The organism is Streptomyces umbrinus (genome assembly GCF_030817415.1).
Classification (GTDB): domain Bacteria; phylum Actinomycetota; class Actinomycetes; order Streptomycetales; family Streptomycetaceae; genus Streptomyces; species Streptomyces umbrinus_A.
The window spans coordinates 1538844-1565812 of the sequence record NZ_JAUSZI010000002.1 but is presented as its reverse complement, the minus strand read 5'-3'; the positions used below and the strand labels follow the sequence as shown (position 1 = coordinate 1565812).

Sequence of the window (26969 nt, the reverse complement as noted above, 5' to 3'; positions counted from 1 at the left end):
CATCAAGCGCTTCGCCGTCTCCGCCGCCGCGGCCGTCCTCGCCCTGAGCGGCGGTCTGGCCCTGGCCTCGCCCGCCGGCGCCGCCAGCTGTCCGAGCGGAGAGTTCTGCGTCTGGGAGAACGCGAACTTCGGCGGTCAGCGGGCCAACTGGTCGGGCGACGACGGCTGGTGGGAGAGCTGGATCGCCGACACCGACTCCTCCTGGGCCAACCACGGCATCTCAGGACCCGGAATCAAGGACCACGTCCGGGTGTACGAGAACTCCGGGCAGGGCGGCGACATGACGATCTGTCTCTCACCCGGACAGGAGGTCGGTTACAACGGCGTGGCCAACGACCGCGGCGACTCGCACACGTGGGCCATGAACTGCTGACAGCCGCCGGCCGCGCGCCCGGCGGGTGACTTCAGGAGGGGAGTGGCACGCCCGAGCGATCGGGCGTGCCACGTGACTGACGGGGCGTATGACGAACGGGGCGCACGAGGGAGTGCGTGACGAATGTGCGGCAGATGTCCGGGAACGGCAACAGCGACGGAGGAGAGCACAACGCCCGCCTGGGGCGGCGGGTCTGCTCCTGTGACCAGCCCAACTCATGGGCACAGCAAGGAAAAAACGGGGTACTCACATGTTCCGCACCGTCACGCGCCCGACCAGGCGCGTCGCTCTCGCCCTCGGCTGCGCGGCCGTCCTCGGTCTCGGACTCGCTTCCACCGCTCCGGCCTCCGCCGCACCCGCCGCGGACCCGAACGACCGGTACACCGCCGAGGAGATCCACACCTTCCTCGGGGACTTCTACGGCGACCACGGGCCCGGCGACTTCGCCCGGAAGTACGGCATCTCCGAGCACCTGAAGGAGAAGGTCGCGCAGAGCGAGGGCGTCGACGTCCTGCTCTGCGCGCAGAACGAGCCGCGGTCCATCGACATCGGCCCGGTCAGCACGGCCCAGTCCGCGGGCGTCGGCTACGCCACGGTGACCACGCACTGGGGCGAGCAGGGTCAGGACACGGCGACCTTCACGGCGTATGTCGGCCTGGACGCCACGCGGCCGATCCAGCTGCAGGACACCGACTGCGAGGCGACCGAGTGACAAGCCGGTGCGGGCGTACGGCCGACTCCCCTCGTCTGTCGGCCGTACGCCCGCACCTGCGGGTAGTGCTCTCGCGTCGGCGGGTAGTGCTCCCGCGTCGGTCAGCTGTTCCGTCCGGTCAGCCCACGGTCCACTTCTGGTTGGCTCCGCCCGAGCACGTCCAGATCTGGAGCCGTGTGCCGTTGGCGGAGTTGTTGCCCGTCACGTCCAGGCACTTGTTGGCCTGTGGGTTCACGATGTCGCCGGCCGCGCTGACCACCCAGCGTTGATTGGCCCCGCTCCCGCAGTCCCAGAGCTGCACGGTCGAACCGTCCGCCGTGCCGTTGCCCGTGACGTCCAGGCACTTGCCCAGCGCCCGGATCGAGCCGTCGGAGGCCACGGTCCACTGCTGGGCGGCGGAGCTGTTGCAGTCGTAGAGCTGAACGGGCGTGCCGTTGGCGGAACTCGCGCCCGCCACGTCGACGCACTTGCCCGCGAGCCCCCTGATGGGCGCACCGCCACCGGAGCCGTCGCTCGTCGTCACCTTCACCTCGTCCACGACGAGTTGCTGGGGGAACTGGGTCGAGCCGTCCGGGTCGCCCGGCCAGTAGCCGCCCACCGCGAGGTTGAGGATCAGGAAGAACGGCTTGTTGAACACCCACTGCCTGCCGCCCAGATCGGCAGGGGTGCGCCGCTGGTAGACATTGCCGTCCACGGACCAGGTGACCGCGTCGGGGCTCCAGTCGATGGCGAAGGTGTGGAAGGCGTCGGCGAAAGCCTGCCCGCCCGGGAGTGAGTAGGCGGCGCCGATGCCGCCCGAGCCGGAGTAGCCGGGGCCGTGCAGGGTGCCATGGATCGTCGAGGGCTCGAAGCCGACGTTCTCCATGATGTCGATCTCGCCCGAGTTGGGCCAGCCGACCTGTCCGATGTCGTTGCCGAGCATCCAGAAGGCGGGCCACATGCCCTGCCCGCGCGGCACCTTCAGCCTGGCCTCGACCCGGCCGTACGTCGTCGTGAACTTGCCCGCCGTGTTGAGGCGGGCCGAGGTGTACTCACAACGCCCGTACCAGCACTGGTAGTTGTTCGGGTTCTCGCGGCGAGCTGTGATCACCAGGTGGCCCTGGCCGTCCAGGGCCGCGTTGCTGGCGCCGGACGTGTAGTACTGCCGTTCGTGGTTGTTGACGTTGTCGCCGGTCTCGATCTGCCATTTCGAGGAGTTGACGGCCGAACCGGCGGCGCCGTCGAAGGTGTCCGAGAACGTCACGGCCGCGGCGGCCTTCGGCTCGGGGGCCGCCTGTCCGGCGGCGGCCCGCCCCGCATCCGCGTGCGCGGGCAGAACCGCGGCGGATGCGAGGAGTACGGCGGACAGGGTGGCGAGGAGGCATCTGCGGAGCAGGCGTGGCGAGTCCACGACTCTCCCTTCCGTACGGCGATCCCTGTGGGGGATGGGTGCCGACTGAGGTGGGGGGTGCGCGCTTCGACTCTTGATTTAAGAGGTGAGGTAAGGGGACGTCAAGACTTTGGTACGTACCATTCCTTCACAACTTGACGCCCACCCTCACGACTTCACGCCTTCAAGCTCTCCCGTGCCGCCTCGCACCGGGCTCCGCGCGTTCACACCTTCAAGACTTGAGGCCTTCACGCCTCCGAGTTCTTGCGGCGGCGCTTGCGCGGATGCACCGCACGGTTCAGCCGCCGGCCGAGGAGCAGGTAACCGAAGAGCGCCCCGCTGGTGTTGAGGATGACGTCGTCGACGTCGAAGGCGCGCCCGGTGATCACCGCCCCCTGCACCAGCTCGACCATCATCATCACGGCCGCCGTAAGGAGGAGCACTCGCAGGATCCCGCGCGCCTTGGGGACCAGGACGGGCAGCAGCACCCCGAAGGGGATGCCGAGGACGAGGTTGCCGCCGATCTGCTTGAAGGCGTCACGCAGTTCGGGCTGGTCCAGATAGGCGCGCAGGGAACGGCCCGGATGCAGGTTGCTGTGCGTCAGGGCCTCGGAGGCCGGCGACGGCTGCAACGTGATCTGGGCCAGCGCGGCGGCGAAGGCCACCATCGCCGCGAAGGCGATGAGCATGACCAGGAACCGTACGACAAAGGGAAGCGGCCGTCGTTCGCCCGCAGCCGTCGACGGGCGGGGGTCGGACTTGGTGCCGGGGGAGCGCGACTTCTTGGTGCGAGGGCTGGCTTTCTTGGCGCCGGAATGAGATGTGGAGCGAAGGCGTAGTGCGATGCGCGGGCGTGACACTGCGCGGGCCATTCAACCCTCCAGTTTTCAACTGTCGTCCGAGGACAGGCGAGTACCCCCGAAGGGGTCGAAGATGCCGACGACATGTGCGCCGGGTCCGAGCCGCCGATCGCCCCGGCATTCCTTTGTGCTGCCGGAGCGATCGGTGTGTTCGGGCCGGAGGGCGACGGTGGCGTCGACAGGCGTGCGCGGGCCGAGGTCACGGGCCGGAGTCATGGGCCGAGGCTCATGACCCGTACGTCACCTTCACTTCCTTGAAACCAAGCGAGCCCAGCAGCCCCTTGAGCATGCCGGTGGTGTTCTCCTCGGCGCGGGCGGTCAGTTCGGTCTTCTTCGCGGCGTCACCGATGTGGCGGGCGGCGAGCCGCTGGACGGCCCGCTCGTCGTTCGGGTTGTCCGAGAAGACGTCGCCGAGCCGGTCGAGGAGACCGCGCTGCTTGGAGACGGCGTAGGACTGGTCGGGGTCGAGTGCGGGCTTGCCCAGGGCTGCGTGGGGGAGCCTGAGCGTGGCCGATGTGCGGTCCTTGTTGACCTTCACATCCTCGTCGCGGATCTTTCCGAGGTCGACGTAGGCGTCCACGGTGCCCGCGCCCACGTACAGGGTGCGGGTGCCGCGGACCGCGTCCGGCAGGTACTTGGTGTCCTTCTCCAGATCCACCACCACCTGGAAGTTGCCCGAGGCGGCGTCGTAACGGCTCATGTCCTGAATGGACTTGAGGAGTGTGGGTCCTGTCCGGTCGTGGGTTTCCTCGCGGAACACGTCACGCAGACCGGGCAGCAGGCTCAGCTGCAGTCCGGCACCGAGTATCACCAGAACCAGCACGACCGCGCTCAGGATCTTGGCCCATCCGGGCATGCGCTTCAGGGACGTCGTCATGTGGCCGCCCTCCTTCCTCCTTCCTAGTGCCCCCCAAATCCCTGGCCAGACAGGCGTGTTGACCGAATGGTCGACTGCGTAAGGACTCGGTGACTTCCCGGTGCGAGGGCTGTTGCCCGAGGCGCACCACGAGCAACGGACAGCCACACAAGGTGTCTTCCGCCAACCCCGTCGTTCCCTGCCTCATCGGGACGCGAAGGACACGCTCCGGCTGAGGTGACTGTGGGGCCCTGCCTTTGGGCGGTCCTCGGCACGCTCGAGCCGACCGGGAACCGGATGGACGCCGCTGCTGCGACGTGTTCGAGCTGGTGGAGGGCAAGATCAAGCGCTTCGACTGCTACCAGTTGGTGGCCGACTGACGTCTCACCGTGCTGGAACGAACTCGGTTCCAGCACCGGGTGACGACGAGCGGCGAGCCGATCTTCTGCCAGCTCGTCGTGGGCCGAACCGGGTGAGGTGAACGACCCACTGGCCCAGCCCCAGGCGCAGCAAGCCCAACCGGGGCACTGATGCGGGGGCTTGGCCCGTTGGGACAGGAGGTCGGCGAGGGGGGCAGGCGACGGGCCGGGGGCTTTCTGGCGCGTCGGCCCTGGTAGAACAGTGATCGATGGGCGTCCGGGAGCGTGAGCGCAAGGTGTACGGGCCGCTGTGGCGGGCCGGCCTGGAGGTGATCCCGAACGCTGTGCCCGACGGCACGATGCCGTTCGTCCTCGGACACGGCACCGAGGACGTGACCGGCGGTTTCTCCCACCGGTACGACACCCCGCGGCTCGTCGAGCGACTCAATGCGGACTGGTACGACCTCGCCGTCTCGTCGGGCCTTCTCGACCACCGGCGCGAGTTCCTCGTCCAGCTTCCACAGGGCACCCGGACGCACCGGGCCGCCCTGCGGAACCTGCACGGCGGCGGTCACGCCGCGCCTGCGGTCTGGACCCGGGTCCAACTCCTGGAGCGCTGGGACATCATGGGCCGGGGCGCGGCATCGGCGTTCCTCGGCGTGCACGGGGGCCACCCGGGCTTCGCCATGATGGCCCTCGACACCAGCGTGTACGTCCATGCCTCGACGGGCGAGACCGGCGTCGACGTGCTCGCGGTACGCCACCCGGACCGCTCGGAGAACATCCTTCGGCACCTGGAGTGGATCTCGCTTCACGACAGTCCCTACGCCAACCGCGAGTTCAAGGAACGGATCGCCGCCTGGCTCGCGGGCCGCCCAAGGAGCGCCGTCATCCCTTCAGAGCGCTGACGACGAGGCCCAGGCGGTCGGCCAGAAGGACGGGGCCGAACCGGGCGCGGCCCGGGCTCCAATGGTGTGGTCTGCCCGAACTCGCTCAGCGCGAACTCGACGAGCCGTGCGTATCCGGGGGGATCACCGAGACGGCACGGCTGGGCGATCAGGGGTGGACCTGCGAGTCCACGCCGAGGCGGAGTGATTCGAGGATCATGAACGTCGTGCCGGCCGTGTAGACGTCGGCGGCGGCGATGGTTCCGGGAACGTCCTCGTTGAGGTTGGAACTTCGAAGGGGCCCAGCCCGGCTCGATGCGGTCCCCGCCGGCGCGCAGCGTGTGGTGCTTCTCGAAGGTGATGTCGGGAACCGGCCGGGCGGGGTCGTTGTCGCGGGCCAGGAGTTTCTTCGCCTCGGCGTGGCCGATCCGGACCATGCGACGGCCGAACAACGGTCCCGGTGAGCATGCCGCGTCCCACGAGATCGTGGCCTCTTCCGAAACACTGGCATTGCGCCAGGACGGATTCCGGGTATGTCACCAGTCCCGTCGCCGGCATCAACGCAGTAGTCGGCTGACCCACGGATGTGCTCCGTAGGCCTGGGTGATGGCGTGGACGAGCCACTGTCGCTGATCGTCGGTGAGTACGGGCAGGGCTGCGGCAAGGTCTGTTTCGTCCTTGGGCCGGGGCTCCTTGGCCTTGTAGAAGAGTTGCACCTCCGGTGCGAGGTAGGGGATACCGTCGGTGGAGATCAGGCCCAGCTTGTCGAGCGGGCGACGCACTCGCGGATCACGGCGTGACACCCACTCCTGGCCATGGGATTCGTCGAGCATGATCTGGATCCGCCAGGGTTCGCCTGGCCCCGGCCGGCACCAGATGTCGTGCACGCTCTCAGGAGAACCTCGTCGGACACCCATGGACGAAGGCTTCCGGGCGGATCGGCGGCCCACCATTCCCAGTCCGGCAGGGCTTGTTGGACGGTGAGTTGGTCGCGTCGCAGGAGCAGGACATCGACGTCGCCGTGATCTCGGCTGCGATGGCCCACCGCGAGTTCAATCGCGAAGCCGCCCGCGACCCACCAGGGATTCCTCACATCCCGGAACCGGTCGGCGACTTCGGCAAGGGGCGCGGGATCCCAACTGCCCAAGGAGGTGTGCTCGTACGTCATGTCGCTCATCCTGTTCCGTTGGCCGCCTCGGTGCTGATGACCTGCAGGAGTCGGGCCCCAGGGCGTCGGTATGGGCGTGGGCACGGTCGCCGGAGGATCTCCCGAGGGGCGCGCCATTCGTTGCGGCAGGGCAAAGATGATCCGTCCGCCTTGCAGGCGTGACGCAGACTTTGCATACTGCATCTGCTTTTATCCGGGGGGATCATGCGCCACATCATCAGCGCATCCGCGCTCGCAGCAGCCTGCTGTCTGAGTCTCACTGGCTGTTCCGGCAATGACGACAGGAGCGATCCGCAGCCGAGTCCGCGCACCGCGCTCACTTTCGGGCAGAGCGCCGACACGGCTGGTGCCGGTGGTAAGGGCACCGCGCAGATCACCCCGGATGCCGTCGTCTACGTCGACAAGGCCGGCACTGAACGGCCGGAGCACGGTCTCTTCGCGGTCGTCAGGTTCGAAGCCGAAAATCGGTCCAAGACCCCGGTGACGACCACGGCCCGCCAGGGTGGCTTTCGGTGGAAGGCGTCCGACGGGAAGACCGTCAAGGCGGGGAACAGCGAGGGGGCGGGAAGGATCGCTCCCGTCGGATTCAGCGAGAGTGGTCCAGATATCTCGCCCAAGACCTACCAGGCCGACTCTGTTGTCTTCGATATCACCGCCGCCGAGAAGGGCGGCACCCTCGTCTACGTCGATGGCGACGACGTCGCATTCCGCTGGAAGATGCCCTCCACGGACTCAGGGTCCCCTGCTTCCGCGCTGAAGTCGGCATTGAAGTAGGGCTTCATCACTGAGGCTCATCACTGAGGAGCCCTCGCGGAACTGCCCGGTTCCTGGCCGGAGTGCCTCCGGCCGAGGCGTGTTCGAGCGTGGGCCTCAAGGGGCGCGCTCATGCCGGGGCACGCGACTGACCTGGTCTTTTGAGGGCAGACTCGTGTGGCGGATCTTCCCCGTCCAGGGGGGCCGTGTCGAGAACGGCGTCCAGTATGCGCCGGGAGCTCTCGAGTTGGCTGATCGCCTCGGTGATGCGGGTGCGTTCGCGCCGCAACTCACCGATGAAGGTGGGGCAGCCGGACGGCACGCTCAGTTCGTCCTTGTCGCGCACGCAGTGCACGAGCTTGGCGATGACCGAGGTGGAGAGCCCGGCGGCGAGCATGGCTCGGATGTGGTGCACCGCTGCGACGTCCGTCTCGACGTACTCGCGGTAGCCGTTGCCCAACCGGACCGGCCGGAGGCCTTGCTCCTCGTAGTAGCGCAACAGCCTCCTGCTCACCCCGGTTTCGTGAGCGAGGTCGCCGATTCGCATCCGGCCTTCTCCTTGACCTTCACATATCGCTGATCGTGAAGCAGGGGAGCCCGGCCATGTCAGGTGCAGTGATCATTGGTGCGGGACCGGGGATCGGGCAGGCTGTCGCCCGTCGGTTCGCCAGGAAGGGTCTGCCGATCACGCTGATCGCCAGGGGCGGGCAGACGCTGCGCGCCGTGGCGGGCGAGGTCGCTTCCCTCGGCGCACCTCTCGGCGCTTCTCATGGCGTTCCGATCGTCACGCTGCAGGCCGACTGCACCGACCGGGCCGAGTTGGACGCGGCCCTCGACCAGGCCATCGACGAGCACGGCGTACCGGAGGTGGCCGTCTACAACGCCGCGCTCGTCCGCGCGGACGAGCTGGGTGAGTTCTCGGTACGCGAACACATGGAGGCGTGGGCGGTCAATGTGGTCGGCGCGCTCAACGCCGCGGCACGCCTCGCGCCCGCGATGGCGGCGCGCGGCAGTGGAACGTTCCTTGTCACGGGCGGCATGCCCGAACCCGAGCCGCGGTACGTGAGCCTCTCCCTGGGCAAGGCGGGCGTCCGCACCCTGGTCGCGCTGCTCGATCAGCAGTACGGCCCCTCCGGAGTGCACGTGGCGAGCGTCACCGTGGACGGCCCGGTCGCTCTCGGCACCGATTTCGACCCCGACGACATCGCCGAGCACTACTGGCAGCTGCACACGCAGCCGCGTCATCTGTGGGACCGCGAGGTGCTGCACGCCGGCCGCTGCTGAGGAGCCCGGTCATAAGGACTCCGAGGCTGCCTCGGGCTGGCCGAGGGCCTCGTCCATGCTCGACAGCGGAGGCAGCACGTCGTCGAGCCCGGTCACGTGGAGGATGCGCAGGGTCAGCGGGTGGGTGCAGACCAGGTACAGCCGTCCGCCCTGGGCGAGGACCCGGCGCCGGGCCCGGTACAGCAGGCGCAGGCCCGAGCAGTCGAAGAACTCGATGTGCCGCAGGTCGAGCACGACCCGCGCGGCCGGGTGCCCCGTGGCCGCGTCCAGAGCCGGGACGATGTCCAGCGCCGCGATGATGTCGATCTCTCCGTGGAACTCCAGCACGGTGTGCCCGCGGTCCTGGTGGACACGCAGATGAGGAGTGAACGGCGCGGACTCGTTGCGCACGACGACATCACCTCCAACAAGGTCACCGGGGGCCAGGGTGACGTCGTTCCGTGAGCGTAGACGCGGCCGTGTGCGGCTGGCGGCCGCCCAACCGTTCCCCACTCAGCAAGTTACCCTCGATGGGGTGAATTTCAGCATGTTCGATTGACATATGTCTTCGATTTAAAGGACGTGTCGCCCGCCAGTTTCAGGACAGCGACTGCCACGCCTTCGACAGCGCCTGCCTGAACTGGTCCGTCTGGTGCGCCGTGAGATCCCGGACCATGCGCTCCTCCAGCTCCCGCACCGGCTCGGCGTGCCGAGCGAGCACATCGCGGCCAGACTCGGTGAGGAGAATCAGCAGCTCGCGGCGGTTGCGGTGATTGCGCTCGCGCCGTACCAGGCCGCGGGTCTCCAGGGACCGGATCACATCGGCCACGGACTGTGCGGTCACGAACGAGTCGCGGGCGAGCTGCGCCGCGGACAGGCCGTCGTGCCGCTCCAGGACGGTGAGCGAGGTGTACTGCAGTGCGGTGATCCCCGTGGGCTTCAGCAACTCGTCGAGGCGGGACCGTACGACGAGTTCCACCTGCTTGACCATGTACAGCAGCGACGGGGGTGCCTTGGTGACGACCATGCGTTCAGCGTAGGGCATTGACAGGAAACCTGTCTGTAAAGAGACTGCGAACCAACAGGAATCCTGTTGGTTGAAATCTTGGCGATCGAGGCTGAGGAGTGGGCAATGACGACCACCTTCGAGAGCGGGCCCGGGCAGCTGTTCATCGGTGGACAGTGGCGCGAGGCGGCCGACGGAGCGCGTACGGACGTGTTCGATCCGTCCACCGGCCAGGTGGTCACGACGGTCGCGGAGGCCTCCGCCACCGATGTCGACACGGCCGTACGCGCCGCGCGGAAGGCGTTCGACCGCGGACCGTGGGCCACGATGAGCGGTCGTGAGCGCGGCCGGGTGCTGCACCGCGTCGCCGAACTGATCCGGGAGAACGCGGACGAGATCGCGGCCCTGGAGAGCCAGGACGTCGGCAAGCCGATCACGCTGTGCCACGCGGTCGACGTGACGAACGCGGCCAACGACTACGAGTACTACGCCTCCCTCGCCTGGACCCTGGACGGGGCGACCCGGGACACCCCGCTCAACGGCCTCGCCTACACCAAGCCCGGCCCGATCGGTGTCGTCGCCGCGATCACGCCCTTCAACTTCCCGCTGATCCTCGCGGGATCGAAGATCGCCCCGGCGCTCGCGGCCGGAAACACGGTCGTGCACAAGCCGGCCGAGGAGACCCCGCTCAGCGCCCTCTACATGGCCGGTCTGCTCCAGGAGGCGGGCGTCCCGGACGGTGTCTACAACGTCGTCACCGGCACGGGACCGATCGCGGGCGAGGCGCTCCTGCGCAACCCCGGCGTCGACAAGATCGCCTTCACCGGGTCGACCGCGGTCGGCAGGCACGCGGCGAGCGTCGCCGGCGAGGGCCTGAAGTCGGTCACCATGGAACTCGGCGGCAACGCGGCGCACATCGTCTTCGAGGACGCCGACGTCGAGAAGGCCATCGGCGCGGTCATCAAGGGCTTCGTCTTCAACACCGGCCAGTTCTGCATGGGCGGCCCGCGCCTGCTCGTCGCACGCCCCCTCTACAACACCGTGGTCGGCATCCTCGCCGACGCCGTCCCCGGCGTCCCGGTCGGCGACCCCCGGGAGCCCGAGACCGTCGTCGGGCCCATGGCGGGGGAGCGGCACCTGAAGAAGGTCGAGGAGTACGTCGAGCTGGCCCGCAAGGAGGGCGGTCGGATCGTGTGCGGCGGCGAGCGCCTGGACCTGAACGGCGGCTTCTACTACAAACCCACGGTCATCGCGGGCCTGTCGAACGACTCCCGTGTGGTCCAGGAGGAGATCTTCGGCCCGGTCCTGACCGTGCAGCCCTTCGACTCCGAGGACGAGGCCGTCGAACTGGCCAACTCCACGCCGTACGGCCTGGCTTCGGGCCTGCAGACCACCGACCTCGCCCGCGCGCACCGCGTCGCGGACCGGCTCCAGGCGGGCATCGTGTGGGTCAACGACTGGGCGATGCTCGACCCCGCGGTGCCCTTCGGAGGGGTCAAGGCCTCCGGCTTCGGCCGCGAGTACGGGCCCGAGGCGCTCGCCTCCTACACCAAGGTCAAGTCCGTCGTCATCTCGTTCGACTGAGTGCCCCCGCAGCCAGGCTCACCCCTTCAACTCACCCTCACCCAAGGGAGTTCGCAGCATGTCCACCACCACTCGCGCAGCCGTGGTCGAGTCCGGGGGAGCGCCCTTCACCCTCGCCGACGTGGAGCTCGACGAGCCCCGCGCCCATGAGGTCCTGGTCCGAATCGTGGCCGCGGGCCTGTGTCACACGGACCTCGGGGTCGCGAGCGGCGGCCTGCCGTTCCCGCTGCCCGGCGTACTGGGCCACGAGGGCGCCGGGATCGTCGAGGCCGTCGGCCCGGACGTCACGGGCGTCGAACCCGGCGACCACGTCGTGCTGTCCTTCACCTCCTGCGGCTCCTGCCGCAACTGCCGCGACGGCCACCCGGCGTACTGCGCCGCCTGGCTGCCGCTGAACCTCCTCGGCGGCCGCCGCGCCGACGGCTCCGCCACCATCAGCCGTGACGGGGCCCCGCTCGGCGGCCACTTCTTCGGCCAGTCCTCCTTCGCCGAGAGGGCGTTGGTGGACGAGCGCAGCCTCGTCAAGGTCGACAGGGACATCCCGCTGGAGTCCCTCGCGCCGCTGGGCTGCGGCGTACAGACAGGCGTGGGCGCGGTCTGGAACGTCCTTGAGCCCCGTACGGGCGACACGGTCGTGGTCCTGGGCGCCGGCGCGGTCGGTCTGTCGGCGGTGATGGCCGCGGCACTGACGCCCGCGACGACGGTGATAGCCGTCGACAAGGTCGTCGAACGCCTGGAACTGGCACGCGAGTTGGGCGCCACCCACACCGTGAACGCCAACGAGGCGGACATCGTCGACGCGGTCCAGCTGATCACGAGCGGGGCCGGGGCCGACGGGGTCGTCGAGACCACCGGCAACGTCATCGTCCTGCGCAAGGGCGTGGACGCGCTCGCCGCCCGCGGTACGGCGGTGATCGTCGGCGCCCCACCGTTCGGTTCCGAGGTAGCCCTGGACGTCAACGGCATGCTCGGCGGCAAGCGACTGGTGGGCCTCACCCTCGGCGACCAGGAGACCCAGACCGCGATCCCGGCCCTGGTCAAACTGGTCCGCGAGGGCCGACTGCCACTGGACCGGCTGATCAGCACCTACGCGTTCGAGGACATCGGCCAGGCCGTCCAGGACATGGCCGCGGGCAAGACGATCAAGCCGGTACTGACATTCGCCTGAGTGCCCCGTAAGGGGCGCGGGGAACTGCGCGGCCGGCCACAACCGGCTCGCAGCTCAACACCACCTGTGGTACCCGCGCCCCACAAGGTGCTACCGAACCTGAAGAACAAGCTTCCCCACGGTCCGCCCGGTGTCCCCGAGCGCATGGGCCTTCGAGGCCTCGGCCAACGGAAACACCTCGGCAACCGCGGCGCGCAGCCGCCCCGCAGCCACCAGCTCGGCAATCGCCCGCATCCCGGCCTGATCGGCCTCCACGACCAGTTCGATCGCCCGCACACCGAGCCCCTGCGCCTCCTGGGCAAGCGCCGGCGACCCGGACGGCAGGATCGACACGAGCAGTCCACCCGGCCGAAGGGTCCTGAGCGACCGCGACCGGTAGTCGCCCCCGATCGTGTCCAGCACGACATCGACATCCCGCACGGCCTCGGCGAAGTCGGTCTCCCGATAGTCGATCGCCTCATCGACGCCCAGGCCCCGCAGGAACTCGTGCTTGCCCGCGCTGGCCGTACCGATCACGTAGGCCCCGCGCTCCTTGGCGATCTGCACGGCGAGATGCCCCACTCCGCCGGCCGCCGCGTGGATCAGCACCCGCTGCCCCGGCCGGACGTCCGCCGTGTCGACCAGCGCCTGCCAGGCGGTCAGCGCGGCCAGCGGGATCGCGCCCGCCTGTGTGTGGTCGACCTCGGCCGGCTTGTGCGCGAAGGCCCGCGCGGGGCCGGTGACGTACTCGGCGTGCGCCCCTACGCCGTACGGGTACGGCAGCATGCCGAAGACCTCGTCGCCCGGCTTGTGGAGGGTGACGCCGACGCCGATCGCCTCGACGACGCCGGACACGTCCCAGCCGAGGACGAACGGCGGCTTTCCGAGGAAGTTGCCGTTCGCCCGGTGCTTCCAGTCGGTCGGGTTGAGGCCCGCCGCGTGCACCCGGATCAGCACCTCGCTCGGCCCGGGCCTCGGGATCTCCAGCTCCACTTCCTTGAGGACCTCGGGACCGCCGAGGACGTCCTGACTGATCGCGCGCATCGTGTTCTCAGTGCTCATGCGCTCCAGCCTGCCGGGCCGCGAGAGCCGAGGAAATGGCATGATTGCCATTGTTCGATAGGATCGTGCCATGCTGCAGACGCAATGCGGGGAGCGCCCCGACCCCACAGAGACCTCCCGGCACGGGGAGTACGACGGACCCGTGGAGCGGGTCGTCGTCCTGGCCCTGGACGGGGTCTACCCCTTCGAACTCGGCATCCCGAACCGGGTCTTCGGCTCGGCCGAGGGCCGGTACGAGATCCTGACCTGCACGGTCGACGGGCAGCCGGTGCGCAGCAGCTCGGACTTCTCGATCACCGTCGAACACGGCCCCGAAGCGCTGCGTACGGCCGACACTGTCGTCATCCCGCCGTTCGCGCTGTCGCAGCTCAGCGATGATCTCCCCGAGGCGGTGGCCGGCGCGCTGAGGGCCATCCGGCCGGACGCCCGGATCGTGTCCATCTGCACGGGCGCCTTCGTCCTGGCGGCGGCGGGGATGCTCGCCGGACGCCGGGCGACGACGCACTGGCAGCTGGCCCCGCTGTTCCGGAAGATGTTCCCGGACGTGGACCTGGACGCCGATGTGCTGTTCGTCGACGAGGACTCGCTCCTCACCTCGGCGGGAGCCGCGTCCGGTGTGGACGTCTGCCTGCACCTCGTGCGCAAGGACCACGGCAGCGAGCTGGCCAACCGCGTGGCCCGGTCCTGCGTGGTGCCGCCGTGGCGGGACGGCGGTCAGGCCCAGTACATCGAGCAGCCCGTGCCCGAGCCCTCGACCGCGGGCACCGCGGCCACCCGGCAGTGGGCCCTGGAACGCCTCGGCGAACCGCTGACCCTGGGCGATCTCGCCGCGCACGCCCGGATGAGCCTGCGCACGTTCGTCCGCCGGTTCAACGACGAGGTCGGGATGAGCCCCGGCCGCTGGCTCATCCAGCAACGCGTCGTCCGCGCACGGCAGTTGCTCGAAGCCAGCGATCTCCCGGTGGATCAGATCGCGGGCGAGGTCGGCTTCGCGACCGGCACCTCGCTCCGGCAGCATCTGCACGCGGCGATCGGCGTCTCACCGCAGGCCTACCGGCGTACGTTCCAGACGGCCCGGCAGAGCTGAAGCGAACTCCGTCCGAACGTCCTGAGGGGTCTGTGCGTCGGAGGAGGGACACGGCGACACGGCCGGCAGGGGGCGGAGCTATGCGGGGGATCAAGGCGGGCGGACTGGCGGTGGCGGGCATCGTGACGGTCGCGACACTTGTGACGGTGCTGGTGGAGAGCGAGAAGGGGCACACCGACGGAGGGCTCCTCGACGGTGGACCCGCGTCGACCACGCCCTACAGCGGACCGCTGCGCGTGCCGCACAAGGAGTACGACGAGGACAGCCAACGGGCGACCGAGGCCGAGTCGGGCGCGGCGGGGCTGGCCCTGGAGTGCGAGGGGGACATCCACTCGGGCGGGTTCGGGGGCAACTGGAGCAAGGGCGACGGCGGTTCGACCCCGGCGGAAGGGCTTGAGGCGTACTTCGACATCGAGCAGCCGGGCGTCCCGAGGTCCGGCTATCGCGTCGAGCGCGACGACGGGGACCGTGTGCTGTTCTCGTACGACGTCGGGGGTCGGACCAAGGTCGCCGTCATCGTCGCCAAGGACCAGCCGAACCGGCCCGGTTGGGGCCCGGAGACGACCGCCTCGTGCGACCCGGCCGAGTTCCCCGAGAGTTTCACCGACGACCAGGGGTACGAGGTCTGGACGGACGCGCGCGGCCGTCGGCTCCCGGTCACCACCATCAGCAGTTCCCAGGGCTCGGAGCACTGCGACTGGCAGTCGGCCCATTTCCTCGAACTCGGGCACGGCGCGAAGCGCGTGCTGTACGCCCGTGATCCCGAGGGCGTGCTGTCCGGGCTGCTCACAGCCCCGTACGACGGCGATGCCGCCCTGCCCGACGGCGCCCGCGACACCGGCTACCGCCACGGCGAGTGGGAACTGTGGCTGACGGCCGACAAGAAGAAGGCGTACGTCCGCACGCCGGACGGGGTGGAGGCGTGGCCGGCGGTGAAGAAGGGGATGGGCTGCGATTGACCCTCCGTCCGGCGGCGTCCTACCGGCTCGCGTGCAGGGCCACGAGCAGCCGCCACACTTTGTGGGCGATCTCCTCGGGAGTGGCTTCGACGAGCCCGTGCAGCCAGTCGGCCAGAACGCCCGCGAAGGTCGCGGCGACGGCGGAGGCGACGAGCGGCGCCTCCGGCGCGCCGACGAGTTCACGCTCGGCGAGGCTGCGGGCCCGCAGGTCCCGGTGCAGGACGCGGCCCAGCGGTCCGCCGCCGCCCGGGCTCAACAGGGCGCGGTAGAGCGGGGCATGAGGGGGCAGGCCCGCGAAGAAGGTGAGCAGGGCGTCCGGTGCGGTCCTGGGGTCGGGCCTGCCCCGCCAGGCGTGCAGGGCGTCCACGGCGTCCCGTACGACATCGGCGCAGGCGTCGACGGCCAGCGCCTCCATGTCGGCGTAGTGCAGATAGAACGTGGCCCGGCCGACCCCGGCCGCGCGCACCAGTGCGGCGACGCTGACCTCCGCGAGCGGCCGTCGGGCGCACTCGTCGAGGAGGGCCCGGCGCAGCTTGGCCCGGGTGCGCTCGGCCCTGGGGTCGGAGGTCACCGGGCGACGAGGACGGCGGCCAGGGCGAGCGCGCCGGGCAGGGCCTGCGCGAACAGGATGCGGCGGTTCGCGGTGACCGTGCCGTACACACCCGCGACGATCACGCACGCCAGGAAGAAGACCTGTACGCGGAAGCCCGTGGGGTCGTCGGCGATGAGTCCCCAGACGAGGCCGGCCGCGAGAAAGCCGTTGTAGAGCCCCTGGTTGGCTGCGAGGGCGGCGGTGGCCTTCGCCATCTCGGGGTCGAATCCGTGCAGCCCGCGCCCCGGCTTCTTCTCCCACAGGAACATCTCCAGAACCAGGATGTACGCGTGGAGGGCGGCGACAAGGCCGACCAGGACGTTCGCGAGTGTCTGCATGGGGAGGTGGGATCCTTCAAGGGGAATTTCCTGGGATTTCCTGGACAGGTGTCTACTATACATGGACACCTGTCCAGGAAATCCCAGGCGTCGAGGAGCGCTGCCCGGTGGCACTGTCGGACCCGGCAGCTACCGTCCTGTCCCATGAGTGACCACCACGACCAGCCAGTCGTCCGCCGGGCCCGCCGCGAGGACCTCCCGGCGCTCGTCGCCTCCAGCACCGCCCTGTTCGCCGAGGACGCGGGCACCCGGGACGCGACCGTCGACATCAACTGGCCTCTCGCGCAAGGTGCGGAGAGATTCGCCAAGGGCATCGACGATCCGGCCCGGCTGTCGCTCGTGGCCGAGCACGGCGGGGAGGTCGTAGGTCACCTCGTGGGCACCGTCGCGGAGGGCTCGGCCATGCGCCCGGTGAAGCTCGCCACCCTGCACAGCCTGTACGTGCGCCCGCCCCACCGCGGCACCCGGACGGGAGCGGGGCTCGTGGCGGCCTTCCTCGACTGGGCGCGGGAACAGGGCGCCCAGCTCGCGGAGGTGACGGCGTACGCGGCCAACGCGGACGCGATCCGGTTCTACGAGCGCAACGGTTTCGGACCGCACACGCTCACCCTGGGCCAGTCGCTGTGATACTCACCTTCGGTCAGTTTCTGTGACGCTCACCGTGCCCGGGCCGCCCTCCGGAGCTTGAGCGCCCGCAGCGCCAACTGCATCTCGAACTGGGTGGTGGGGTCGTGCAGCCGGTCGCCGAACAACTCGTCGAGCTGACGCATGCGATAGCGGACCGTCTGCGGATGGACGGCGAGACGGGCGGCCACCTCGCTCGCGTTGTGGCCGCACTCGAGCCAGCTGAGAAGTGTCTCCGCGAGGCGCTCGCGCTGAGGCAGCCGGATGGTGTCCAGGGGGCGCAGATGCCGGTCGGCCATCGCCTCCACCAGCGCCTCGTCGCGGAACAGCATCAGCGTGGCCAGATGGTCCCGGCAGCGCACCATCTGCGTGTCCGGCAGCACGCCCCGCCGGGCCAGATCGAGCGCCTCCGCCGCCCACCGCAGCGACCTCGCCCCCTCCTGGAGCGCGACGCTCGGCCCCATGACGGCCCGTAGGCCCTGCAGCGCACCGGCGACGGCACGCGCCCTGCCCGGGCCCTCCGGATCGGGCACCACCAGCACGGCCGGGCGCACGTCGAACCGTGCCAGGAACTCCGGTGGCACGATGGGCGGTTGGGACGCCCCGGCCTGCGCCCCGTGATCGATGACGACCACGGCCAGCGAGCGGGGCACGGGCCACTGCGCGGTGTGCGCGAGATCCGTGATGGCCGCGACCGACGCGGGCGGGTCCACGATCAGCAGATCGATCAACCGCGAACGCCGCTGCTGCAGTTCACCGGCCGCGTGCAGCCGCGCCTCGGTGTACCCGGCCGTCGTCGCGGCCGCCATCTCGTCCAGGTGCAGGAACAGCGCCTCCCCGAACGCGGCCAGCACATGACGCGGCAGCAGATCGGCGTCGACCAGCGCGTTGATCCGGCGCCATGTCACCCGCGCGCCGAGCCGCAGCGCCGACTGGAACGCGTCGAGACTGCGTCCCTCGTCCGCCTCGCCCCGGCCGATGCGCTGATACGTCGCCGTCACCGGCTGCCAGTCGGTGTCCGGCTTCGCCATCCGCTCCAGGAACCCCTGCAGCGCATGCTCCACGCCCTGATGCACGACCTGCATGTACGTGTCGTCCGTCGGCCGCGCGTACTCCGGGATCTCGGTTCTGATCGCCCGTACGACCTCTTCGGTGATGTCGTCGAAGAACGGTCTGAGATGGTCGTGCAGACCCGAAGGGAACGCCTTGAACGGGCCCTGGGCCTCCTCGGCCCTCGCCGTGGCGTTCGTGGCCTCGATCTTCTCCAGCATGCGGAATCCGGTCACGCAGCGGCTCCTTCTGCGCACGGGAAGTGGGGCACGGTGACGATACCCGCAAGAATTCTGCCCAGCTTCATCGGCGACTGACAGACATGCACCGGGGGCTTGTCACTTCATGACAAGGGGAATCCTGCTTCTGCTCCGCGCCACCACCCGCCGATGACGCCCACGACGGCGCAGCGTCACCAGCGTCACGAACGCACCCGCGAGTACGCAGCACGCCGCGAGCCGGAGCCCGAGGTCGTAGCCCTCCAGGAACGCGTCGCGCGGATCGGTGCCGGAACGCAGCTCGGAGCTTTCACGCCGGGTGAGCACCACGCCCACCAGGACCACCCCGAACACACCGGAGACCTCGCGGGCCGCGCTCACCAGACCGGTCGCCATTCCCATCCCCGTCTCCGGAACCTGCGCGAGACAGCGCACGGTCAGGGGAGTGGTGAACGCGGAACCCCAGCCGATCAGGAGCAGCCCCGGCTGCAGATCCCAGAAGCCGGCCCGCGCACCCGCGCCCGAGACGTACAGCAGACCGACCGCCACCAGGCAGAGGCCACCCGCGATCGAGACATGCGCGCCCAGTGCGCGGGCCGCCCGCTCGGCCACCGGCGTCCCCAGCAGCAGCGCACCCGCCAGCGGCAGAAACGCCAGCCCCGCCCCCGTCGGCGAGAAGCCGAGCACCCGCTGGAGATAGAGGGCCGTGAAGAAGAACACCCCGTTGACGCCGATGCCCCACAGCACCTGCGCGGCGATCCCACCGGTGAGGAACCGGTCGCGCAGGAGCCGCAGTTCGACGAGCGGGCGCGCGGTCCGCGCCTCCACGACGACGAACACACAGGCGGCGACCGCCGAAACGCCCAGGCACAGCGGTACGGGCGCGGTGCCGAACCCGTGCTCCTGCCCGCGCACGAGACCGTAGGTGAGCAGATAGAGCGCGAGCACGGACAGCAGCACACCGGGCAGATCGAGACCACCTCGCCGAGGCGCGGACCGGCCGGGTACGGCCGGCATCAGCAGCAGCGCGATCAGCCCGAACGGGACGTTGAGCGCGAACACCCAGCCCCAGCCCCACCGTTGGGTGACGAAGCCGCCCACCACGGGTCCCAGCGCCAGCGCCACGGCCAGCGCCGCGGTCCACAGGCCCACGGCCGTCGCGCGCAGCCGCGCGGGCAGATCGACCGCGATGACGGCGAGCGAGGCCGGGATGACCATCGCGGCCCCGACCCCCTGCACCGTACGGGCTGCGATCAACATGCCCCCGCTGTCCGCGAGGGCGGCCGCCGCCGACGCCGCCGTGAAGACCAGGATCCCGGCCGCCAGCACGGATCTGCGTCCGAACAGATCGGTCAGCCGCCCGCCGGGCAGCAGCAGCGCGCCGAAACTGAGCACATAGCTGGCGGCCACCCACTCCAGGTCCGGCACCGTCAGACTCAGTTCGCGCTGCACGGTCGGCAGGGCCACATTGATGACCGTGTTGTCGAGCGTCGTGATGAACCCGGTCAGTGTGAGCAGGGAGAACAGCGCGAACAGCCGTGTACGTCCCACAAGACGCTCCTTCCGCCGTCGCACGGATTGTCGGCGGGAGAGCGCCGCCCGGGCTCTGGCCCACGGCATGGAATCGACGGCACGCCTTTGTCAGCGAACTGACAGAAGGCGGAAGGCGAACTGTCAGCACGTCGTCTAACCCACCCCTCGCCCGGAGGCGGAACCTGGGGCACCGCCCCAAGCGGACGCACTCGCCCCTCGTCCCTCCCGCTCTCGCTCAACTCGCGCCGCCGCCGACCCAGTTGGAGCACCCATGACCTCCGTCCGGCCCGCCGCCGAATCCGCCTCACTCACGGACCATCTGAGGCACTGGGCCAGACACCGTCCGCAGCAACGCGCCTTCAGCCACGTCGACTTCCCCGACAGCGCCCCCACCGGAGTGCACCGGGCCCTCGGATGGCGCGCCCTCGACGCCCGGGCCAGGGCCGTCGCCGACCGGCTCGTCCAGATCGCCTCCCCCGGCGAACGCGCCGCCCTCGTGCTTCCCCAGGGGCTCGACTACGCGGCGGGCTTCCTCGGCTGCCTGTACGCCCGCGTCATCGCCGTACCTCTCTTCGGTCCGCAACTCCCCGGCCACGAAGGGAGACTGGCGGCCGTGCTGGCCGACTGCGAACCGGCCTGTCTGCTCAGCGACTCCGAAACGGCCCGTGCGATGGGCGAGTTCATCCGCGAACGCGGCCTGCCGGAGGTTCCCGTCGTACCTGTGGACCAACTCCCCGTCCAGCGCGGTGGATTCATCGATTCGGGCGAACCGTCGGGCGCCGCCGAGCCGGACGACATCGCGTACCTCCAGTACACCTCCGGCTCCACCCGCATCCCGGCCGGCGTGATGATCAGCCACGCCAACGTCGTCGCCAACGCCCGCCAGGCCATCCAGGCGTTCATCGCCGACCCGGACGCCGCCACCACGGTCGGCTGGCTGCCCCTCTTCCACGACATGGGCCTCGTCCTCAGCATCGCCGCACCCGTCGTGGGCGGCTTCCCTTCCGTCCTCATGGACCCCTCCGCCTTCCTCCAGGACCCCGCCCGCTGGCTGCGCCTCCTCGGCTCGTACGAGGGCACCGTCAGCGCCGCCCCGAACTTCGCGTACGACTACTGCGTGGCCCGCACCGACCCGGGGCTCGTCGACGAACTCCGCCTGGACCGCGTACGGGTGCTCATCAACGGCAGCGAACCGGTGCGCGCCGGGACGGTGGACCGCTTCCACGCGACCTTCGCGCCCGCCGGGCTCGACCCGGCCGCGCACTGTCCGGCATACGGCCTGGCCGAGGCCACCGTGTTCGTGACCGCGAGCTCCCGGGACGAACCGTCCTCGGCCGTCGTCTGCGACGCCGGCGCGCTCACGGAAGGGCGGATCGAGGAGACGTCGGACGAGGCGGGGGCCGTCCTCGTCCCGTGCGGGACACCCGTCGGGCAGGAGCTGCGGATCGTCGGCCGGGACGGCGTCGTACTGCCGCAAGGGCGGGTCGGCGAGATCCAGTTGCGCGGCCCCAACATCGGCCTCGGCTACTGGAAGCGCGCCGGACTCACGGCCGAGACCTTCGGCTTCGGCGCGGCCGAGGACTGGCTGCGCACCGGCGACCTCGGCGCCCTGCACGAAGGGCGGCTTCTCGTCACCGGCCGCCTCAAGGACGTACTCATCGTGGACGGGCGCAACCACTACCCCCAGGACATCGAGGAGACCGTACAGACGGCAGTGGCCCTGATCCGCCGGGACCACCTCGCCGCGTTCGGAGTGACCCGGGCGGATGACGTGGGCGAGGACCTCGTCGTGGTCGCGGAACACCGGCGCGACACCGACCCGACGCCCAAGGACTCGCGGAACGCCGAACGCGTCGTGCGCGCCGCGATCTCCGCCCGCCACGGGCTGCGCCTCGGCTCACTGCGGCTCGTACCGCCGGGCTCCGTCCCCCGCACGAGCAGCGGCAAGGTGTCCCGCGCGGCAGCCCGGGCGCGCTTCCTCGACGGCGGGTTCGGGCCACGATGAGCGTGTCGCGCAGGGAGATCCGCGAGCTGGTCGCCGGGCGGCTCCAGGACTGGTACGGGGTCAGCCCGGGCCAACTCCCCGACGACAGGCCCCTGGCGGAGGTCGGCCTGACCTCCCGAGACGCGGTGGCCCTCACATCCGACCTGAGCGAACTGGCCGGAAGACGCCTCCCGGACACACTGCTGTGGGAGGCCCCGACGATCGACACACTGGTGAGAAGACTGGAGGAGACCCGGCCCCATAAGGGGCGCGGGGCTGTGACATATGCGGCTCCGCCGCGTGGGCGCGATCAGCCACGGCGGGCCGGCACCAACCGAACTACCGAACCGACCCCCGCAGTCGCCGTCATCGGCGTCGGCTGCCGATTCCCCGGCGGCGTCACGTCCCCGGACGAATACTGGCAACTCCTCACCGAAGGCCGCGACGCGGTAGGCACACTTCCGCCCGGCCGCTGGGACCCCTTCGTCCGGGATCCGGAACGCCTGCCGGACGACGTGAACCGGCACGGCGCCTTTCTCGGCGGCCTCGACGACATCGCCGGTTTCGACGCCGAGTTCTTCGGCATACCCGCCCACGAGGCGACCGCCATGGACCCGCAACACCGCATGCTCCTCGAAGTCACCCGGGAGGCCCTGGACCACGCGGCCCTCGCCGCACCCACGCTCGCGGGCACCCGCACCGGTGTCTTCGTGGGCATCAGTGGCAACGAATACGCGCACCTGACGACCGCCGACCTCCGAGCCGTGGACGCCTGGACGGCCACCGGCGCGTCCATGAGCATCGCCGCGGGCCGCCTGTCGTACGCCCTCGACCTGCGCGGCCCCAGCCTGTCCGTCGACACGGCGTGCTCGTCGTCGCTGGTCGCGGTGCACCACGCCGTACGCAGCCTGGTGACGGGCGAGAGCGACACGGCACTCGCCGCCGGGGTGAACCTGCTCCTGACCCCCGCCGTCACCCTCGGTTTCCAGCGCGCGGGCGCCCTCGCCCCGGACGGCCGCTGCAAGGCCTTCGACGCCGCGGCCGACGGGATCGTACGCGGCGAGGGCTGCGGAGTCGTCGTACTGAAACGGCTCCCTGACGCCGAACGCGACGGCGACCGCGTCCTGGCGGTGATCCACGCGACGGCCGTCAACTCCGACGGCCGTTCCAACGGACTGACGGCCCCCAACTCCGAGGCCCAGTGCGCCCTCCTCGCCGAGGCGCACACCGCCCCGACGACCGTGGACTACGTGGAGGCGCACGGCACCGGCACCGCCCTCGGCGACCCCATCGAGGCGAGCGCCCTCGGCGCCGTGCTCGGCCGGGGTCGCTCCCTGGACCAGCCCCTCCTGATCGGCTCCGCCAAGACGAACCTCGGCCACCTGGAAGCGGCCGCCGGTATCGCGGGCCTGATCAAGACCGTGCTCGCCCTGCACCACGGCGAGATCCCCGCCCACCTGCACTTCAACCGCCCGGGCCCGCATGCCGACCTCGACGCGCTCGGCCTGCGCGTGGTCGGCTCACCCGAACCCTGGCCCCGCTACTCGGGCACGGCCACCGCGGGCGTCTCGGCCTTCGGCTTCGGCGGTACGAACGCCCACGTCGTCCTCGCCGAACACCGCCCGGCCGCCCGGGCGAAGGGCCCCGCCGGACGCCCCGCGCTGCTTCTGCTCGACGGGCCGACCAAGGAGCGCGTACGCGCCTACGCCGGCGAACTGGCGGACTGGCTGGACACCCCCGACAGCCGACGCGTACGCGACGCCGAACTCGCCCGCACCCTCGCCGGGCGCACCGGCCGTGGCCGCCATCGCGCGGCCCTCGTCACCCGCGACCGCGCCGAGACCCGCACCGCACTCGGCCGTCTCGCGGCGGGCGACCCCTCCCCGCGGCTGGTCACGGGGGAGGACCGGCCGGGCGGGCCTGGACCCATGGTGTGGGTCTTCTCCGGCTACGGCTCCCAGTGGCCCGGTATGGGCCGCCAACTCCTCGCCACGGAACCGGTGTTCGCGGCCGCCGTCGACCGGCTGGAACCACTCGTCCGCTACCACGCGGGGCTCTCCCTGCGCGCCGGACTCCGACCCGACGCCGACCTCTCGACCCCCGCCGCGGTCATGCCCGTGCTCTACGGCATCCAGGTCGCCCTCGCCGAACTGTGGCGCTCGTACGGCCTCGAACCCGACGCCGTCATCGGCCACTCCCTGGGAGAGATCGCGGCGGCCGTCGTGTCGGGCGCGCTGGACCAGGCCACCGGCGCCCGGATCGTCGCCGTACGCTCCCGGCTGCTGGACCGGCTGACCGGCGGAGCCATGGCGGTCGTGGAGCTACCGGCGGCCGAAATTCCTGTGCTGGCGAGGGAGTTCGGCACGCTGGAAGTGGCCGTGCATTCCTCTCCCGCGCAGTGTGTGGTCACGGGCTCGGCCGAGGACGTGGCCGGGCTGGTCGCCCGGGTGACCGAGAACGGCGGCTTCGCCCGTTCGCTGGGTGTGTCGGGGGCGGGCCACTCGCCCGAAGTCGAGCCACTGCTCCCGGAGTTCGCGTGGGAACTGGGCGAGGTCCGGCACTCCGCACCCCGCTGCCGCCGCTACTCCACCGCGCTCGGCGATCCCCGCGAGACCGTGCCCTGCGACACGGAGTACTGGGCGGCCAACCTGCGCAACCCCGTCCGCTTCGCACAGGCGGTGCGCGCCGCAGCAGATGACGGACACCGCGTCTTCGTCGAAGTCGCCCCGCACGCCACGCAGTTGCACCCGCTGACCGACACCCTGCGCGATGCCGGCGCCGGGGACGCGCTGATCGTTCCCACCCTGCGGCGCGACACCGACGACGCGCTCGCCTTCCGTACCTCGCTGGCCACGCTGCTCGTCCACGGCGTACGGGTGGCCCAGCCGCGGGAGGGACTGCATCCCGAGGGCCGCATCGTGGACGTCCCGTCGCCCCGCTGGCGGCACCGTCGCTTCTGGGCGGGGGAGGAACCGCCCGAGGAGCCGCCCCGGTCAGCGCCTCTCGACCCGGCCGCCCGTCCTCTCGAACGGCTCCGGCTGTGCGTGGCCGCGGTCATGGGCTACAGCCCCGAACGTCTCGACCCCGACACCCCGTTGACCGACCTCGGTCTGGACTCCCTCACGGCCGTGCGGATACGGGCCGCGGTACAGCGGGAGTTCGACATCGAGGTGGAGCCCGGAGTACTGCTCAGACGCGGGACGCTGAGGGGCGTGGCCGAGCTGCTGGAGACCGGGGGAGAGGCGGAGACGGCCGGTGCTCCGGGAGGGCAGGCGACGCCCGGCGATCCGAAAGAGCCGGGGACGGCGGTGAGTTCGGCCGCCGACGCGCTCGTACGGGGAGGATCCGCAACCCGGCCCGACACCCCGACCCCTCTCCGCCGGTTCCCGGGAACCGGCCCAGGCACCCCCCTCTTCCTGGCCCACGCCGCAGGCGGATCCGCCGAGGTCTACGCCCGGTTGGCGCACTGCCTGGACGGCGACCGCCCGGTGTACGGCTTCGACCGGCAGCCCGACCCCGACGATGTGCCGGGACGGGCCGAGGAGTTCGCCCGGAGAGTACGAGGGGAGCTGCCCAAAGGCCCCTGGGTCGTTGGCGGTTGGTCGTACGGCGGTCTGGTCGCGCAGGAGGCGGCCCGGCGGCTCGCCCCGCACGGCAGAGTCGCCGCCCTGGTCCTGCTCGACTCGGTACTGCCTCTGCCCACCAGCCTCACCACGACCGACCTGGCCCTGCGGCACTTCCGGGACTTCGCCGCGTACGTGGAACGCACCTACGGCGCCGCGCCCGACCTGCCGTACGACGAACTCGCCGGGCTCGACGACGCGGGACGGATCGACCTCGTCGTCAAGGTGCTGCAGGACACCGTCGAACTGCCGGAAGCGGTCCTCGAACACCAGCGGACCTCCTACCTGGACCTGCGCAGCGGCGAGTGCCACCGGCCCGGCGGTTACGCGGGCCGCACCCTGCTCTACCGGGCGAGCGAGACCGCCCCGCACACCGTCCACGACCCCCGTTACGAACGCGGCGACGCGACGCTCGGCTGGGACGCGCACTGCGCCGACCTGACCGTCGTTCCGTTGCCCGGCCACCATCTGTCGCTGCTCGACCCCCCGGTCGTCGACACGCTGGCCGCACTGCTGACACGCGATCTGCGGGACTCCTGAAGGGACTTGCCCCATGACTCGTAAGCGGAGATGCGCCGCGCTCGCGGTGACAACGGCCCTGCTCGGCGCGGGAGTCGGGCTCAACGCCCCACCCGCGACGGCCGCTCCCGCCGCCGCGGTGGCCGCGGGCGCCACGATCGTCGCCCAGAAGTGGCTCGACGCCCGAACCGTCGACCTCACGGTCGCCTCCCCGGCGGTCGGCGCGTCCCTGCCCGTACGGGTGGTCCTGCCGACCGGCTACGCCGCGCAGCCCGACCGCACCTGGCCCGTGCTCTATCTGCTCCAGGGCGCGCACGACGACTACACGTCCTGGACGAGGGAGACGGACGTCGTCGACTTCCTCGCCGGCCAGGACGTCATCACCGTGATGCCGTCGTCCGGCCCCACCGGTATCCCCACCGACTGGTGGAACTACGGAAGCGCCGGCGCACCGGACTACGAGACGTTCCAGGTCGACGAGTTGATGGGGGTGCTGCAGCAGAAGTTCCGGGCGGGGACGAAACGTGTGGTCGCCGGTGTCTCCACCGGCGGTTACGGGGCCCTGGCCTTCGCCGCACGGCACCCCGGGACCTTCACGGCCGCCGCCTCGTACAGCGGGATCCTCGACACCACGGCGTTCGGCATGCCGACCGTGCTCAACGCGATCGTCGCCCGGGAACAACTGCTGCCGCTGACGCTCTGGGGCAGCCCGCTGCTCAACCGGGACAACTGGAACCGGCACAACCCCTCCGCGCAGGCCGCCAACCTCAAGGGCACCAAGCTGTACATCTCCCAGGGGAGCGGCCTGGCGGGCGGTGACTTCGACAACCTCGAAGGCGCGGTGCTCGAAGGCGCGCTCTGGTCCCAGGCGCACCGGTTCACCGATCGGTTGGACACCTTGGGCATCCCGGCCCAGGTGCACTTCTACAACGGCGGAGCACACGCGTGGCCGTACTGGCGACAGGAGTTCAAGGCGTCGTGGCCGATGCTCGCGGCGGGCCTCGGCCTGAGCTGACCCGGGCGCCGGCCTGAGCCGCCCCCTG

25 protein-coding genes and 1 pseudogene are annotated in these 26969 nt (G+C 70.5%); 13 read left to right on the top strand and 13 right to left on the bottom strand.

The window, feature by feature from the left end:
• Position 1 precedes the first annotated feature (1 nt).
• Positions 2-373, top strand: coding sequence for a peptidase inhibitor family I36 protein (locus tag QF035_RS07730; RefSeq protein WP_307530954.1), 372 nt, complete (start codon positions 2-4; stop codon positions 371-373).
• Between the two features lie 250 nt (positions 374-623).
• The gene (locus QF035_RS07725; RefSeq protein ID WP_307519172.1) at positions 624-1085 is read left to right on the top strand and encodes a hypothetical protein; all 462 of its coding nucleotides are present in this window, start codon (positions 624-626) and stop codon (positions 1083-1085) included.
• Positions 1086-1203: 118 nt separating this feature from the next.
• Here the strand turns inward: QF035_RS07725 and QF035_RS07720 are convergent, their stop codons facing one another.
• The 4 genes from QF035_RS07720 to QF035_RS07705 all read right to left on the bottom strand — a co-directional run bounded on the left by QF035_RS07720 (position 1204) and on the right by QF035_RS07705 (position 4191).
• Positions 1204-2475: a ricin-type beta-trefoil lectin domain protein gene (locus QF035_RS07720; RefSeq protein WP_307519171.1), complete on the bottom strand. Its 1272-nt coding sequence runs from the start codon at positions 2473-2475 to the stop codon at positions 1204-1206.
• A gap of 227 nt (positions 2476-2702) precedes the next feature.
• Positions 2703-3326, bottom strand: a complete 624-nt coding sequence (locus QF035_RS07715) for a VanZ family protein (protein WP_307519170.1) — start codon at positions 3324-3326, stop codon at positions 2703-2705.
• A gap of 15 nt (positions 3327-3341) precedes the next feature.
• The gene (locus tag QF035_RS07710; RefSeq protein WP_307519168.1) at positions 3342-3530 is read right to left on the bottom strand and encodes a hypothetical protein; all 189 of its coding nucleotides are present in this window, start codon (positions 3528-3530) and stop codon (positions 3342-3344) included.
• Positions 3531-3540: 10 nt separating this feature from the next.
• Positions 3541-4191, bottom strand: a complete 651-nt coding sequence (locus tag QF035_RS07705; protein ID WP_266758159.1) for a DUF4230 domain-containing protein — start codon at positions 4189-4191, stop codon at positions 3541-3543.
• A gap of 607 nt (positions 4192-4798) precedes the next feature.
• Between QF035_RS07705 and QF035_RS07700 the strand changes: the two genes are divergently transcribed.
• On the top strand, positions 4799-5437 hold the full coding sequence (locus tag QF035_RS07700) for a hypothetical protein (protein ID WP_307519166.1): 639 nt from the start codon (positions 4799-4801) through the stop codon (positions 5435-5437).
• A gap of 536 nt (positions 5438-5973) precedes the next feature.
• On the opposite strand, the pseudogene QF035_RS07695 reads toward QF035_RS07700, so the two are convergent.
• Positions 5974-6584: pseudogene (locus QF035_RS07695) on the bottom strand (nucleotidyltransferase domain-containing protein).
• Positions 6585-6788: 204 nt separating this feature from the next.
• On the opposite strand from QF035_RS07695, the gene QF035_RS07690 reads away from it, so the two are divergent.
• On the top strand, positions 6789-7358 hold the full coding sequence (locus QF035_RS07690) for a hypothetical protein (protein ID WP_307519165.1): 570 nt from the start codon (positions 6789-6791) through the stop codon (positions 7356-7358).
• Between the two features lie 109 nt (positions 7359-7467).
• Here QF035_RS07690 and QF035_RS07685 read toward each other — a convergent pair whose 3' ends face one another.
• Positions 7468-7884, bottom strand: a complete 417-nt coding sequence (locus QF035_RS07685) for a MerR family transcriptional regulator (RefSeq protein WP_307519164.1) — start codon at positions 7882-7884, stop codon at positions 7468-7470.
• Positions 7885-7940: 56 nt separating this feature from the next.
• Between QF035_RS07685 and QF035_RS07680 the strand changes: the two genes are divergently transcribed.
• Complete coding sequence (locus QF035_RS07680; RefSeq protein ID WP_307519163.1) at positions 7941-8621, top strand: SDR family NAD(P)-dependent oxidoreductase; 681 nt, start codon at positions 7941-7943, stop codon at positions 8619-8621.
• Between the two features lie 9 nt (positions 8622-8630).
• Here QF035_RS07680 and QF035_RS07675 read toward each other — a convergent pair whose 3' ends face one another.
• Positions 8631-9011, bottom strand: a complete 381-nt coding sequence (locus QF035_RS07675) for an anti-sigma factor antagonist (protein WP_307519161.1) — start codon at positions 9009-9011, stop codon at positions 8631-8633.
• A gap of 187 nt (positions 9012-9198) precedes the next feature.
• The gene (locus QF035_RS07670) at positions 9199-9627 is read right to left on the bottom strand and encodes a MarR family winged helix-turn-helix transcriptional regulator (protein ID WP_307519160.1); all 429 of its coding nucleotides are present in this window, start codon (positions 9625-9627) and stop codon (positions 9199-9201) included.
• A 105-nt stretch (positions 9628-9732) separates the two neighbouring features.
• Here QF035_RS07670 and QF035_RS07665 point away from each other — a divergent pair, with 105 nt between their 5' ends.
• Both QF035_RS07665 and QF035_RS07660 read left to right on the top strand, forming a co-directional pair.
• A complete protein-coding gene (locus QF035_RS07665; protein WP_307519158.1) occupies positions 9733-11190 on the top strand; it encodes an aldehyde dehydrogenase family protein in 1458 nt (485 codons plus the stop codon).
• 58 nt (positions 11191-11248) lie between these two features.
• A complete protein-coding gene (locus tag QF035_RS07660; protein WP_307519156.1) occupies positions 11249-12358 on the top strand; it encodes an NAD(P)-dependent alcohol dehydrogenase in 1110 nt (369 codons plus the stop codon).
• Between the two features lie 90 nt (positions 12359-12448).
• On the opposite strand, the gene QF035_RS07655 is transcribed toward QF035_RS07660, so the two are convergent.
• Positions 12449-13399, bottom strand: coding sequence for an NADP-dependent oxidoreductase (locus QF035_RS07655; protein ID WP_307519154.1), 951 nt, complete (start codon positions 13397-13399; stop codon positions 12449-12451).
• A 70-nt stretch (positions 13400-13469) separates the two neighbouring features.
• Between QF035_RS07655 and QF035_RS07650 the strand changes: the two genes are divergently transcribed.
• Positions 13470-14486 (top strand): GlxA family transcriptional regulator, encoded by a 1017-nt coding sequence (locus tag QF035_RS07650; protein WP_307519152.1) that lies wholly within the window; start codon positions 13470-13472, stop codon positions 14484-14486.
• Positions 14487-14566: 80 nt separating this feature from the next.
• Complete coding sequence (locus QF035_RS07645; protein ID WP_307519151.1) at positions 14567-15445, top strand: hypothetical protein; 879 nt, start codon at positions 14567-14569, stop codon at positions 15443-15445.
• A 19-nt stretch (positions 15446-15464) separates the two neighbouring features.
• On the opposite strand, the gene QF035_RS07640 is transcribed toward QF035_RS07645, so the two are convergent.
• Both QF035_RS07640 and QF035_RS07635 read right to left on the bottom strand, forming a co-directional pair.
• Positions 15465-16016: a TetR/AcrR family transcriptional regulator gene (locus tag QF035_RS07640; protein ID WP_307519150.1), complete on the bottom strand. Its 552-nt coding sequence runs from the start codon at positions 16014-16016 to the stop codon at positions 15465-15467.
• Positions 16013-16375 (bottom strand): DUF1304 domain-containing protein, encoded by a 363-nt coding sequence (locus QF035_RS07635; protein WP_307519149.1) that lies wholly within the window; start codon positions 16373-16375, stop codon positions 16013-16015. The genes QF035_RS07640 and QF035_RS07635 overlap by 4 nt, the downstream gene beginning before the upstream one ends.
• A gap of 144 nt (positions 16376-16519) precedes the next feature.
• Here QF035_RS07635 and QF035_RS07630 point away from each other — a divergent pair, with 144 nt between their 5' ends.
• The gene (locus QF035_RS07630) at positions 16520-17002 is read left to right on the top strand and encodes a GNAT family N-acetyltransferase (RefSeq protein WP_307519147.1); all 483 of its coding nucleotides are present in this window, start codon (positions 16520-16522) and stop codon (positions 17000-17002) included.
• A gap of 29 nt (positions 17003-17031) precedes the next feature.
• Here QF035_RS07630 and QF035_RS07625 read toward each other — a convergent pair whose 3' ends face one another.
• Together QF035_RS07625 and QF035_RS07620 are read right to left on the bottom strand one after the other, a co-directional pair.
• On the bottom strand, positions 17032-18285 hold the full coding sequence (locus QF035_RS07625; protein ID WP_307519146.1) for a PucR family transcriptional regulator: 1254 nt from the start codon (positions 18283-18285) through the stop codon (positions 17032-17034).
• A gap of 102 nt (positions 18286-18387) precedes the next feature.
• Entirely contained in the window at positions 18388-19818 is a 1431-nt protein-coding gene (locus tag QF035_RS07620) for an MFS transporter (RefSeq protein WP_307519145.1), read from the bottom strand.
• 253 nt (positions 19819-20071) lie between these two features.
• Between QF035_RS07620 and QF035_RS07615 the strand changes: the two genes are divergently transcribed.
• The 3 genes from QF035_RS07615 to QF035_RS07605 are packed head-to-tail and all read left to right on the top strand — an operon-like array spanning position 20072 to position 26941.
• Entirely contained in the window at positions 20072-21805 is a 1734-nt protein-coding gene (locus tag QF035_RS07615; protein WP_307519143.1) for a fatty acyl-AMP ligase, read from the top strand.
• On the top strand, positions 21802-25947 hold the full coding sequence (locus QF035_RS07610) for an alpha/beta fold hydrolase (RefSeq protein ID WP_307519142.1): 4146 nt from the start codon (positions 21802-21804) through the stop codon (positions 25945-25947). The genes QF035_RS07615 and QF035_RS07610 overlap by 4 nt, the downstream gene beginning before the upstream one ends.
• A 13-nt stretch (positions 25948-25960) precedes the next feature.
• Positions 25961-26941, top strand: a complete 981-nt coding sequence (locus QF035_RS07605) for an alpha/beta hydrolase (protein ID WP_307519141.1) — start codon at positions 25961-25963, stop codon at positions 26939-26941.
• Positions 26942-26969: the final 28 nt, after the last annotated feature.

Excerpts from the sequence above, each read along its gene's own strand:
- QF035_RS07725 (WP_307519172.1), top strand. The coding sequence starts at position 624 with ATGTTCCGCACCGTCACGCGCCCGACCAGGCGCGTCGCTCTCGCCCTC.
- QF035_RS07715 (WP_307519170.1), bottom strand. The coding sequence starts at position 3,326 with ATGGCCCGCGCAGTGTCACGCCCGCGCATCGCACTACGCCTTCGCTCC.
- QF035_RS07710 (WP_307519168.1), bottom strand. The coding sequence starts at position 3,530 with ATGACTCCGGCCCGTGACCTCGGCCCGCGCACGCCTGTCGACGCCACC.
- QF035_RS07705 (WP_266758159.1), bottom strand. The coding sequence starts at position 4,191 with ATGACGACGTCCCTGAAGCGCATGCCCGGATGGGCCAAGATCCTGAGC.
- QF035_RS07700 (WP_307519166.1), top strand. The coding sequence starts at position 4,799 with ATGGGCGTCCGGGAGCGTGAGCGCAAGGTGTACGGGCCGCTGTGGCGG.
- QF035_RS07690 (WP_307519165.1), top strand. The coding sequence starts at position 6,789 with ATGCGCCACATCATCAGCGCATCCGCGCTCGCAGCAGCCTGCTGTCTG.
- QF035_RS07685 (WP_307519164.1), bottom strand. The coding sequence starts at position 7,884 with ATGCGAATCGGCGACCTCGCTCACGAAACCGGGGTGAGCAGGAGGCTG.
- QF035_RS07680 (WP_307519163.1), top strand. The coding sequence starts at position 7,941 with ATGTCAGGTGCAGTGATCATTGGTGCGGGACCGGGGATCGGGCAGGCT.
- QF035_RS07670 (WP_307519160.1), bottom strand. The coding sequence starts at position 9,627 with ATGGTCGTCACCAAGGCACCCCCGTCGCTGCTGTACATGGTCAAGCAG.
- QF035_RS07665 (WP_307519158.1), top strand. The coding sequence starts at position 9,733 with ATGACGACCACCTTCGAGAGCGGGCCCGGGCAGCTGTTCATCGGTGGA.
- QF035_RS07660 (WP_307519156.1), top strand. The coding sequence starts at position 11,249 with ATGTCCACCACCACTCGCGCAGCCGTGGTCGAGTCCGGGGGAGCGCCC.
- QF035_RS07655 (WP_307519154.1), bottom strand. The coding sequence starts at position 13,399 with ATGAGCACTGAGAACACGATGCGCGCGATCAGTCAGGACGTCCTCGGC.
- QF035_RS07650 (WP_307519152.1), top strand. The coding sequence starts at position 13,470 with ATGCTGCAGACGCAATGCGGGGAGCGCCCCGACCCCACAGAGACCTCC.
- QF035_RS07645 (WP_307519151.1), top strand. The coding sequence starts at position 14,567 with ATGCGGGGGATCAAGGCGGGCGGACTGGCGGTGGCGGGCATCGTGACG.
- QF035_RS07635 (WP_307519149.1), bottom strand. The coding sequence starts at position 16,375 with ATGCAGACACTCGCGAACGTCCTGGTCGGCCTTGTCGCCGCCCTCCAC.
- QF035_RS07630 (WP_307519147.1), top strand. The coding sequence starts at position 16,520 with ATGAGTGACCACCACGACCAGCCAGTCGTCCGCCGGGCCCGCCGCGAG.
- QF035_RS07615 (WP_307519143.1), top strand. The coding sequence starts at position 20,072 with ATGACCTCCGTCCGGCCCGCCGCCGAATCCGCCTCACTCACGGACCAT.
- QF035_RS07610 (WP_307519142.1), top strand. The coding sequence starts at position 21,802 with ATGAGCGTGTCGCGCAGGGAGATCCGCGAGCTGGTCGCCGGGCGGCTC.
- QF035_RS07605 (WP_307519141.1), top strand. The coding sequence starts at position 25,961 with ATGACTCGTAAGCGGAGATGCGCCGCGCTCGCGGTGACAACGGCCCTG.